Origin of the sequence: Streptomyces sp. NPDC057136, from assembly GCF_042670885.1 — a bacterium.
In the GTDB taxonomy this organism is placed as follows: Bacteria; Actinomycetota; Actinomycetes; order Streptomycetales; family Streptomycetaceae; genus Streptomyces.
Map to the genome: position 1 here is coordinate 39,293 of NZ_JBHUUV010000046.1, position 10,009 is coordinate 49,301.

General features: G+C 69.3%; 11 protein-coding genes. 8 read left to right on the forward strand and 3 right to left on the reverse strand.

All coding sequences use genetic code 11. The features are described 5' to 3' along the window. Window positions 1-18 precede the first annotated feature (18 nt). From ACFT7S_RS34185 to ACFT7S_RS34200, 4 genes are all read left to right on the forward strand, one after another. Window positions 19-732: a VIT family protein gene (locus tag ACFT7S_RS34185; protein WP_382738905.1), complete on the forward strand. Its 714-nt coding sequence runs from the start codon at window positions 19-21 to the stop codon at window positions 730-732. A 131-nt stretch (window positions 733-863) separates the two neighbouring features. Continuing rightward, window positions 864-1,787, forward strand: coding sequence for a sterol desaturase family protein (locus tag ACFT7S_RS34190; protein ID WP_382738907.1), 924 nt, complete (start codon window positions 864-866; stop codon window positions 1,785-1,787). Continuing rightward, a complete protein-coding gene (locus ACFT7S_RS34195) occupies window positions 1,784-2,467 on the forward strand; it encodes a lysoplasmalogenase (RefSeq protein ID WP_382738909.1) in 684 nt (227 codons plus the stop codon). Before ACFT7S_RS34190 ends, ACFT7S_RS34195 begins: the two co-directional genes overlap by 4 nt. 21 nt (window positions 2,468-2,488) lie before the next feature. Then, window positions 2,489-3,532 carry a zinc-dependent alcohol dehydrogenase family protein gene (locus ACFT7S_RS34200; protein ID WP_382738912.1) on the forward strand — a complete coding sequence of 348 codons (1,044 nt, stop codon included), beginning with the start codon at window positions 2,489-2,491 and terminating at the stop codon, window positions 3,530-3,532. Between the two features lie 91 nt (window positions 3,533-3,623). On the opposite strand, the gene ACFT7S_RS34205 is transcribed toward ACFT7S_RS34200, so the two are convergent. Further along, window positions 3,624-5,162 (reverse strand): S8 family serine peptidase, encoded by a 1,539-nt coding sequence (locus tag ACFT7S_RS34205; RefSeq protein ID WP_382738915.1) that lies wholly within the window; start codon window positions 5,160-5,162, stop codon window positions 3,624-3,626. A gap of 304 nt (window positions 5,163-5,466) precedes the next feature. Here ACFT7S_RS34205 and ACFT7S_RS34210 point away from each other — a divergent pair, with 304 nt between their 5' ends. The 3 genes from ACFT7S_RS34210 to moaA all read left to right on the forward strand — a co-directional run bounded on the left by ACFT7S_RS34210 (window position 5,467) and on the right by moaA (window position 8,638). Further along, window positions 5,467-5,826, forward strand: a complete 360-nt coding sequence (locus ACFT7S_RS34210; protein WP_382738918.1) for a DUF485 domain-containing protein — start codon at window positions 5,467-5,469, stop codon at window positions 5,824-5,826. Further along, window positions 5,823-7,463 (forward strand): cation acetate symporter, encoded by a 1,641-nt coding sequence (locus ACFT7S_RS34215; protein WP_382738920.1) that lies wholly within the window; start codon window positions 5,823-5,825, stop codon window positions 7,461-7,463. Before ACFT7S_RS34210 ends, ACFT7S_RS34215 begins: the two co-directional genes overlap by 4 nt. 185 nt (window positions 7,464-7,648) lie before the next feature. Continuing rightward, window positions 7,649-8,638 (forward strand): GTP 3',8-cyclase MoaA, encoded by a 990-nt coding sequence (gene moaA, locus ACFT7S_RS34220; RefSeq protein WP_382738923.1) that lies wholly within the window; start codon window positions 7,649-7,651, stop codon window positions 8,636-8,638. Here moaA and ACFT7S_RS34225 read toward each other — a convergent pair. Both ACFT7S_RS34225 and ACFT7S_RS34230 read right to left on the reverse strand, forming a co-directional pair. After that, complete coding sequence (locus ACFT7S_RS34225; protein WP_382738926.1) at window positions 8,621-8,869, reverse strand: hypothetical protein; 249 nt, start codon at window positions 8,867-8,869, stop codon at window positions 8,621-8,623. The two genes, moaA and ACFT7S_RS34225, sit on opposite strands and share 18 nt — an antisense overlap. A gap of 222 nt (window positions 8,870-9,091) precedes the next feature. Next, window positions 9,092-9,469, reverse strand: coding sequence for a DUF3099 domain-containing protein (locus ACFT7S_RS34230; RefSeq protein ID WP_382738935.1), 378 nt, complete (start codon window positions 9,467-9,469; stop codon window positions 9,092-9,094). Between the two features lie 210 nt (window positions 9,470-9,679). Here ACFT7S_RS34230 and ACFT7S_RS34235 point away from each other — a divergent pair, with 210 nt between their 5' ends. Further along, complete coding sequence (locus ACFT7S_RS34235; protein ID WP_382738929.1) at window positions 9,680-9,958, forward strand: GlsB/YeaQ/YmgE family stress response membrane protein; 279 nt, start codon at window positions 9,680-9,682, stop codon at window positions 9,956-9,958. Window positions 9,959-10,009: the final 51 nt, after the last annotated feature.

The following is a 10,009-nucleotide window of genomic DNA, read 5'->3' on the forward strand; positions in this document are numbered from 1 at the left end:
GAGTGAGACCATCCCCGGATGACGGACACCGAGGTTCACGACGAAGCCCATGGCAAGGGACTCGGCGCACGGCTGAACTGGCTGCGCGCCGCGGTCCTCGGCGCCAACGACGGCGTCGTCTCCACCGCCGGCCTCGTCGTCGGCGTCGCCGGGGCCACCGGCGACCGCAGCACCCTGCTCACGGCGGGTCTGGCCGGGCTGCTGGCCGGGTCCATGTCGATGGCGGCGGGCGAGTACGTATCGGTCTCCACCCAGCGCGACTCGGAGAAGGCCGCGCTGGCGACGGAGCGACGGGAACTGTCGGAGACACCCGAGGCCGAACTCGTCGAACTCACCGGCCTCCTGGAGGGCAAGGGCCTCAGCACGGAAGTGGCCCGGGAGGCCGCCCTCCAGCTCACCGAACGCGACGCCCTGCGTGCCCACGCCGAGGTCGAGCTGGGTATCGACCCGGACGACCTGACGAACCCGTGGCACGCGGCGGGCGCGAGCTTCCTGGCGTTCACGGTGGGGGCGCTGCTGCCGCTGCTGGCGATCGTGCTGCCGCCCTCGTCGCTCCGGCTGCCGGTCACGGTGCTGGCGGTGCTGGCCGCCCTGGCACTGACGGGGTGGTGGAGCGCCCGGCTGGGGGACGCGGCGGCGGGGCCCGCCATACTGCGGAACATGGGCGGGGGAGCGGTGGCGATGGCGGTCACGTACGCGGCGGGGGCGGCGCTCGGCGCGGCGGGGGTGTAGGGCCGCTCGTTTGGATCATGCCGGGCTCGGCCTTCTTGGCAGAAGTCACCAAAGACTGCTGACACCACGTCTCGCATACTTGTGGGTAACAACGTCTAGCGGCGGCCGACCAGCGCCTCTACGGTGCTCGCATGGAGCCGAACCTGCCCGATGTCGTGCTGTGGTCAATACCGGCCTTCGTCCTGCTCACCGTGGTCGAAATGGTCAGTTACCGGTTCCATCCGGACGAGGATGCCGCCGGATACGACACCAAGGACGCCGCCACCAGCGTCACCATGGGACTCGGCAGCCTGGTCTTCGACCTGCTGTGGAAGCTCCCCATCGTCGCGATCTACACCGCGGTCTACGAACTGACCCCGCTGCGCGTCCCCGTCCTGTGGTGGACGGTCCTGCTGATGCTGCTCGCCCAGGACTTCTTCTACTACTGGTCCCACCGCGGCCACCACGTCATCCGGATTCTCTGGGCCTGCCACGTTGTCCATCACTCCAGCCGGAAGTTCAACCTCACCACCGCGCTCCGCCAGCCCTGGACCTCGCTGACCGTCTGGCCGTTCTACGTCCCGCTCATCGCCCTCGGCGTCCACCCGGCGGCGCTCGCCTTCTGCTCCGCGGTCAACCTCGTCTACCAGTTCTGGGTGCACACCGAGCGCGTCGACAAGCTGCCCAGGCCCTTCGAGTACGTACTCAACACGCCCTCCCACCACCGGGTGCACCACGCCTCCCAGGGCGGCTATCTGGACCGTAACTTCGGCGGCATCCTGATCGTCTGGGACCGGCTCTTCCGGTCGTTCACCCCCGAGACCGAGCGGCCCGTTTTCGGACTGACCAAGAACATCGCGACGAACAACCCGCTGCGCGTGGCGACCCATGAGTACGCGGCCATCGCCCGCGACGTCCGGGCGGCGCGCACCTGGCGCGAGCGCGCCGGACGGGTCTTCCGGGGACCGGGCTGGCAGCCCGCGACCACCGGCACCACCACCGGCACCACCACCGGCACCACCACCGGCACGGCCACCCCCGTCACCGCCGCCACCGCACCGGAAGGCACCCGATGAGCGCTCCCGTCCCGCGCCGGGACCGGCTCGTCCGCCCCCTGTTCCTCGCGTTCCTCGTCGCCGCCGCTGTCGACCTCATCGGGGTGCTGGCCGACATCCCCGTCGCGCACCTCGTCGCCAAGCCCCTGCTGATGCCGCTGCTCGCCGCGTACGCCGCAGCCCGCCGGGGCCCCCGGCTGCTCGTCGCCGCGCTGCTCTTCGGCTGGGGCGGCGACACGCTGCTGCTGCCGGACCACGACATCGCCTTCCTCGTCGGCATGGGGTCCTTCGCGGCGGGCCACATCTGCTACCTGCGCCTGTTCGGCCGCGCCCGCGGTTCCGTGACCGCAGGCATCGGGTACGCGGTCGTCCTCACCGGCTTCCTCGTGCTGATCTGGCCCGACCTCCCCGCGGACATGCGGATTCCGATGACCGGCTACAGCCTGCTGCTCACCGCCATGGCCTGGCGGGCGGGCATCCTCGGGCGGTACGCGGCACTCGGCGGGGCGCTCTTCCTGCTCTCCGACGCACTGATCGCCACCGGCATCGCGGAATGGCCTCAGCTACCCGCCCCCGACTTCTGGATCATGCTGACCTACCTCGCAGCGCAGTACCTCCTGACCACCGGGGCGCTCGCACATCGTGCGGATTCCGCGGCGGACGACACAGGGGCGTACGGTGAGCGGAGTATCAGCATCTGAGATCAGCAAGGACCCCCACGCATGCGCGCCACCGTCATCCACGCTCCCCACGACATCCGCGTGCAGGAGGTGCCGGACCCGACGATCCAGCAGCCCACCGACGTGGTCCTGCGGGTCCTGCGGGCCTGTATCTGCGGCAGCGACCTGTGGGCGTACCGGGGCGAGTCCGCCCGGCAGCCGGGCCAGCGCATCGGACACGAATTCCTCGGCATCGTCGAAGAGGCGGGTTACGAGGTCAACGGCTTCGCGGCCGGTGACCTCGTGGTCGCCCCGTTCGTCTGGTCCGACGGCACCTGCACGTACTGCGCGGAGGGCCTCACCACCTCCTGCCCGCGGGGCGGCTTCTGGGGATCGGTGGGCTCCGACGGCGGCCAGGGCGAGGCGGTCAGGGTGCCGTTCGCCGACGGAACCCTCGTCAAGCTCCCGGCCGCCGCGGCGGCCGACGACCGGCTGCTCACCTCGCTCCTGGCCCTCTCCGACGTGCTGGGCACCGGCCACCACGCCGCCGTCGGCGCGGGCGTGAAGCCCGGCAGCACGGTCGCCGTCGTCGGCGACGGAGCGGTCGGCCTGTGCGGCGTCATGGCTGCCAAGCGGCTCGGTGCCGAGCGGATCATCGCGCTCGGCCGGCACAGTGCCCGTACGGACATCGCCCGCACCTTCGGCGCCACGGACGTCGTCGCCGAGCGCGGCGAAGCGGCCCTCGCCGCCGTACGGGAACTGACCCGCGGCGAAGGCGCCCACTGCGTGATCGAGGCCGTCGGCACCGAACAGTCGATGCGTACGGCCATCGGCATCGTCCGCGACGGCGGCGCCATCGGCTATGTCGGCGTCCCGCACGGCAGCGGCACCGGCCTTGACCTCGACGTCATGTTCGACCGGAACATCACCCTGCGCGGCGGCGTCGCCCCCGTGCGTACGTACATCCCGGAACTGCTCCCGGACGTACTGGACGGCACGATCGACCCGTCGCCCGTCTTCGATGTGACCGTCGGCCTCGACGGGGTGCCCGGAGGCTACAAGGCGATGGACGAGCGTACGGCCCTGAAGGTGCTCATCAAGCCGTGAGCCACCTGGGGGCGGGTCAGCGCCCCCGGAACGGCAGCAGAAAGGGCCGGGGACCGCCGTCCCCGGCCCTTCCTCATGCCGTCCGGCCGGGTCAGCGGCGGACAGCGTCCAGCGCGTCCACGACACCGGCTCCGTAGAAGCCGTTGTAGTTCGTGGAGCCTTCGCAGACCGCGTCGACCGTGCCGTCACCGTCGATGTCGTACGGCGCGCCGCACGCGGTGGCATCGGCCTGGTGCGTCAGCAGCGCCTTCACCTGGTACGCCGAGGCGTACGGGTGGGTCGACTTGATCAGGGCCACGACACCCGCGACGTGCGGGGACGCCATGGAAGTACCGGCCTTGTAGCCGAACCCACCGCCCGGCAGCGTGGACAGGATCCGTCCGTTGACGGCCGGCGGTGCGGGCGTCTGGTACACCGTCGAGTCGCCGCCCGGGGCGGCCACGTCGATGACACCGAGACCGTAGTTCGAGTACGAGGACTTCAGACCCTTGGCACCCGTCGCGGCGACGGTCACGACACCCGGCAGCTGGGTCGGGATGTCGAGGCACTCCGCCGGGTTGATCGTGCGGGTCACCGGCGTGGTGTCGTTCGGGCTCGTCGTGTCCTCTATCGCGTCGACGGCCAGGTCGTGGTCCGAGTTACCGGCTGCCGCGACATTGACGGTGCCCTTGCGCTCCGCGTAACGGGAGGCACGGCCGACCGCCTCGACCAGGGCGCTCTGGTCCGGGTCGTTCTTGCAGTTGAACAGCCACGGGTCGGTGTAATAACTGTTGTTCGTCACCTCGACGCCCTGCTCGGCCGCCCACATGAAGCCGCACACGACGGCCTCGCTGTAGAAGAAGCCGCTCGGGGTCGACACCTTGATACCGGAAACCTTGACGCCGGGCGCGACACCGGTCACACCGACGCCGTTCTTCGCCGCCGCGATGGTTCCGGCGACATGCGTGCCGTGGTCGCTCTCGCCGGCCATCGGCCGCCAGGAGCCCTCGGTGGTGTCCGGCGCACCGGTCACACAGTTCGCCGAGGCCGCACGGTCGAAGTTCGGCGCGAGGTCGGGGTGCGTGTCGTCGACACCCGTGTCGATGACCGCGACCGTGACCCTCTTGCTGCCCTTCGAGACCGCGTGGGCCTTGTCCGCCTTGATGGCGGGCAGGTCCCACTGCAGGGGCTCCAGCGGGTCCTGACCCGCCGTCGCGTCGGCCGCCGCGGCAGCCGCCTCGTCGGCGCTGAGCGCCTGAGCGGCAGCGCCCACGTCGTTCGTGGCCTGGGGCACGATCGGGTTGGTGCGCGTGGCACCGGCCGATGAGACGCCCCTGACCTGGCGGATCGTCTTGGCGAAGTCCGGGTTCTGCGAGTGGACGACGATGACGCCGATCTGGTCGTACGAGATGACGACCGTGCCGCCCGCATCGGCAATGGCCTTCTTGACCTGCTTGAGCGCGCCGGAGCCGGTCTTGGTGTTGACGACGTAGGACAGCTTCGGCCCGTCGGTCGTGACCGCGGCGGTGGACGGCCCGTCCGTCGGAGCGGCCGAGGCCACCGCCGTCGGAAGGAAGCCCAGCGAAGCGGTGAGTGCAAGTCCGACGGGCAGCGCGAGTGCGCGTGTCCGTCTGGATGCCAGATGAGCCATGGGTTCTCCACATCATCCTTGCCAGTCGACCGGACACGGGTGTGTCCGGTCGAGTACATGACGAGTGAAGTTATCGCTGATCATCCCGGCGCATCAATGACTAAGGGCAAGTGAGTTCGATGCGTGTCGTTACGGACATGCGTCCAAAGAGGTGAGTTGGAGACGGAGAGGGCAGCGGTGAACCGCTTCGCACCGCTCTCCGTGCCGTTGTCAGGGGAGTCGTACCACCGTCTCCCGATACAGAGGTCCCCCCTTGAAGAACACCCTTCCCACCACCACCGCACCCGCGTCGCGAGGAGATTCCGTGGCTACCGATGCACCCCCGCCCCAGGCCACTACGGGGCCTGTCCAACCCACCACCGAGGCGTTCATCGAGGTGCAGGAGAGCACGGAGTTCGGTGAGCTGCGCCGCTCGCACCGCGCCTTCGCCTTTCCCCTGACCATCGCCTTCGTGCTCTGGTATCTGCTGTACGTGCTGATGTCCAACTACGCCGGCGACTTCATGGGCACCAAGGTCGTGGGCAACATCAACGTGGCCCTCGTCTTCGGGCTCCTCCAGTTCGTCACCACGTTCCTCATCGCCTGGCTCTACTCGCGCCACGCTTCCACCCAGCTCGACCCGAAGGCCGCAGCGATCAAGTCCCGTATGGAGGCCGACGCATGAGCGCCGCCGCTCTCGCCCACCCCAGCGTCCAGCTCGCCGCCGAAGGGGCGAGCGAGCACCGGTCGCTGATCATCACCCTGTTCGCGGTGTTCGTCGTGGCGACCCTCGTCATCACCGTCTGGGCCGGCCGCCAGACCAAGAGCGCCTCGGACTTCTACGCGGGCGGACGCCAGTTCACCGCCTTCCAGAACGGCCTCGCGGTCTCCGGCGACTACATGTCCGCCGCGTCGTTCCTCGGCATCGCGGGCGCCATCGCCCTCTTCGGATACGACGGCTTCCTCTACTCCATCGGCTTCCTGGTCGCCTGGCTCGTCGCCCTGCTGCTGGTCGCCGAGCCCCTGCGCAACTCCGGCCGCTACACGATGGGCGACGTCCTCGCCTACCGCATGCGCCAGCGCCCCGTCCGTACCGCCGCAGGTACCTCGACGATCGTCGTCTCGATCTTCTACCTGCTGGCCCAGATGGCCGGCGCAGGCGTCCTGGTGTCCCTGCTGCTCGGCATCACCAGTGACGGCGGCAAGATCGCGATCGTGGCCCTGGTCGGCCTGCTCATGATCGTGTACGTCACCATCGGCGGCATGAAGGGCACCACCTGGGTGCAGATGGTCAAGGCCGTCCTGCTCATCGCGGGCACCCTGCTCATCACCTTCCTGATCCTGCTGAAGTTCAACTTCAACATCTCCGACCTGCTCGGTACGGCGGCGAGCAACAGCGGCAAGGGCTCGGCCTTCCTGGAGCCCGGCCTCAAGTACGGCGCCACCGGCACGTCGAAGCTGGACTTCATCTCGCTCGGTATCGCCCTGGTCCTCGGCACCGCGGGCCTGCCGCACATCCTGATCCGCTTCTACACCGTGCCCACGGCCAAGGCCGCCCGTAAGTCCGTGAACTGGGCCATCGGCATCATCGGCGCCTTCTACCTGATGACGATCGTGCTCGGCTTCGGTGCCGCGGCCCTGCTCAAGTCCGACGACATCATCGCGTCGAACAAGGCGGGCAACACGGCGGCCCCGCTCGCCGCCCTGGAGATCGGCGGCGGTGCGGGCTCCACCGGCGGCGCCATCCTGCTCGCGGTGATCTCCGCGGTCGCTTTCGCCACGATCCTGGCCGTCGTCGCCGGACTGACCCTGGCGTCCTCGTCGTCCTTCGCGCACGACATCTACGCCAACGTCATCCGCAGGGGCAAGGCCACCGAGAAGGAGGAGGTCCGCGCCGCACGCTGGGCGACCGTCGCCATCGGTGTCGTCTCCATCGCGCTCGGCGCCCTCGCCCGCGACATGAACGTCGCAGGACTGGTCGCCCTCGCCTTCGCGGTCGCCGCCTCGGCCAATCTGCCGACAATCCTCTACAGCCTGTTCTGGAAGCGCTTCACCACCCAGGGCGCCCTGTGGTCGATCTACGGCGGTCTCGCCTCGTCCGTCCTGCTGGTGCTGTTCTCCCCGGTCGTCTCCTCCAAGCCGTCGTCGATGTTCCCCGACGTCGACTTCGCGTGGTTCCCGCTGGAGAACCCGGGCCTGATCTCCATCCCGCTGGGCTTCCTGCTCGGCTGGGTCGGCTCCCTCATCTCGAAGGAGGAGCCGGACAAGGGCAAGTACGCCGAGCTCGAGGTCAAGTCCCTCACCGGCACCGGAGCGCACTGAGAGCAAGAGTTCACGGAGCCGTTCCACTCCCGCTCCACCCCGTTGGCCCGGCCGCGTCGTAGAGTCCTACGACGCGGCCGCGCCGCACCTCGTGGCAAACGGTCCCCTCTCGATGTCACAGGTCTCGCGTAGTCTCGGAACTGTCAGACCGCAACCGCGGACATCACCGGGGGAGGGGGCCCACAGTGCTCATCGACACCTACGGCAGGGTCGCCACCGACCTGCGTGTATCGCTGACGGACAAGTGCAATCTGCGATGCACCTACTGCATGCCCGAGGAGGGCCTGCAATGGCTCTCCAAGACCGAGCTGCTGAGCGACGACGAGATAGTCAGGCTCATCCGCATCGCCGTCACCGACCTCGGGATCACGGAAGTCCGCTTCACCGGCGGCGAGCCGCTGCTCCGCCCCGGCCTCGTCTCCATCGTCGAACAGTGCGCCGCCCTGGAGCCCCGCCCCAGAATGTCGCTCACGACCAACGGCATCGGGCTCAAGCGCACCGCCGCCGCCCTCAGGGCGGCCGGCCTGGACCGGGTCAACGTCTCTCTGGACACCCTGCGCCCCGACGTCTTCAAGACCCTCACCCGCCGTGACCGCCACCAGGACGTGCTCGACGGACTCGAAGCGGCCCGCGACGCCGGCCTCACCCCCGTCAAGGTCAACTCCGTCCTGATGCCCGGACTCAACGACGACGAGGCACCGGAGCTGCTGGCCTGGGCCGTGGCCCACGACTACGAGCTCCGCTTCATCGAGCAGATGCCCCTCGACGCCCAGCACGGCTGGAAGCGGGACGGGATGATCACGGCCGGTGACATCCTCGCCTCGCTGCGCACCCGCTTCACGCTCACCGCCGAGGGCGAGGACGAGCGCGGCTCCGCACCGGCCGAGCGCTGGACCGTGGACGGCGGACCGCACCGCGTGGGGGTCATCGCCTCCGTGACCCGGCCGTTCTGCCGGGCCTGCGACCGCACCCGGCTCACCGCGGACGGTCAGATCCGCACCTGCCTCTTCGCCCGCGAGGAGACGGACCTGCGCGGCGCGCTGCGCTCGACGGCTCCCGACGAGGAGATCGCCAGGATCTGGAAGCTCGCGATGTGGGGCAAGAAGGCCGGCTCCGGGCTCGACGACCCGTCCTTCCTCCAGCCCGACCGCCCGATGTCAGCGATCGGCGGCTGAGGACTCCCACTCCGCCAGGGTCACGACATCCTTCAGGAATCCGCGCACGTCGAGGAACGACGAGAGGTGCTCCCGGTGCTCGTCGCAGGCCAGCCAGGTCTTGCGGCGCTCGGGGGTGTGAAGCTTCGGATTGTTCCAGGCGAGCACCCACACGGCGGCGTCGCGACAGCCCTTGGCGGAACAGATCGGCGAAGCGGCGGCGCTCTCGGCGTGGGTCTCGAAAAGGTTCACGGCTCAACCCTAAGTCAGCTGTTCCAGCCGCCGGCCGACGCATCGTCCCCGCCGGAGAAAAGGCGACGCCGAGCAGCCACGGGGGGAGCTGCCCGGCGTCGGTCCGTCGCTCCGACGGGGGATGCGGAGCGCGTACGAAGTATGCCACGGGGACCGGGGTGCGGTGCACCGGAACTTCATGATTGATCTGAGCTGTTCTTGAGCTTCCGGGACGCCGCCGACTCAGCCGTGCGCGTGCGGAAACGGGGCCTCTCCGGCCGGTCCCGCTTTCCCGTCGGCCTGCGCCCCGTCCGCCACCGGAGCGGCATCCAGAGCGGGCCGCATCGGCGAGGGAACGAAGTTCGAAGGAAGTGAAGTCGCGCTCTCCCGGCCCGCGTTGGCGATGACGACCGCCACATAGGGGAGGAGAACACCCAGGGCCAGCGCCACGATGGCCACATGCCTCTCGACGTTCCACAGAACTGCCGACAGCACCACGGCGACGGTCCGCACGGACATCGAGATCACATAGCGCCGCTGCCTGCCCCGTACGTCATCGGCGAGGCCCTGCCGCGCACCCGTGATACGGAAGACCTCCGCGCCGCTCCGCTTCCGCGCCATGTTCCACCACCAGATCGCTGTGCCGGACACTCCCCGGACCGGGCCGCTTCCACGGTACGCCCGGGATGCGTCGTGTTCGAGAGCGGGGGCCGGTCCATCCGTGCGGAACCCCTGCGGAGCACCACGTACGGACCCCTCCGGCATGCGCCGTACCCGCGCCGGCCGGAGACTGGCCGGACGTGCGCAGACTGCGCCGCACGAGGAGGCGAAATGAGCTGGTTGTGGGCAATTATCGTGGGCCTGGTGCTAGGTCTGATCGCCAGGGCGATCCTGCCGGGCAAGCAGAACATCCCCCTCTGGCTGACGACCGTGTTCGGCATCATCGGCAGCGTCCTCGGCAACGCCGTCGCGACATGGATCGGTGTCAATGACACCAAGGGCATCGACTGGACGCGTCACGTACTGCAACTGATCGGCGCCGTCGCGGTCGTCGGTGTGGGAGACATGCTGTGGGCCTCGGTCCGCGGCGGCGGCGAACGGAGAACCTGACCGCTTTCGCGGGCGCAGCACAGCGGCCGGACACGAGGTGCGTGTCAGTCC

What these genes read in the sequence shown, in the direction of transcription:
- ACFT7S_RS34185 (WP_382738905.1), top strand. Translation starts at nt 19, where the DNA reads ATGACGGACACCGAGGTTCACGACGAAGCCCATGGCAAGGGACTCGGC.
- ACFT7S_RS34190 (WP_382738907.1), top strand. Translation starts at nt 864, where the DNA reads ATGGAGCCGAACCTGCCCGATGTCGTGCTGTGGTCAATACCGGCCTTC.
- ACFT7S_RS34195 (WP_382738909.1), top strand. Translation starts at nt 1,784, where the DNA reads ATGAGCGCTCCCGTCCCGCGCCGGGACCGGCTCGTCCGCCCCCTGTTC.
- ACFT7S_RS34200 (WP_382738912.1), top strand. Translation starts at nt 2,489, where the DNA reads ATGCGCGCCACCGTCATCCACGCTCCCCACGACATCCGCGTGCAGGAG.
- ACFT7S_RS34205 (WP_382738915.1), bottom strand. Translation starts at nt 5,162, where the DNA reads ATGGCTCATCTGGCATCCAGACGGACACGCGCACTCGCGCTGCCCGTC.
- ACFT7S_RS34215 (WP_382738920.1), top strand. Translation starts at nt 5,823, where the DNA reads ATGAGCGCCGCCGCTCTCGCCCACCCCAGCGTCCAGCTCGCCGCCGAA.
- ACFT7S_RS34230 (WP_382738935.1), bottom strand. Translation starts at nt 9,469, where the DNA reads ATGGCGCGGAAGCGGAGCGGCGCGGAGGTCTTCCGTATCACGGGTGCG.
- ACFT7S_RS34235 (WP_382738929.1), top strand. Translation starts at nt 9,680, where the DNA reads ATGAGCTGGTTGTGGGCAATTATCGTGGGCCTGGTGCTAGGTCTGATC.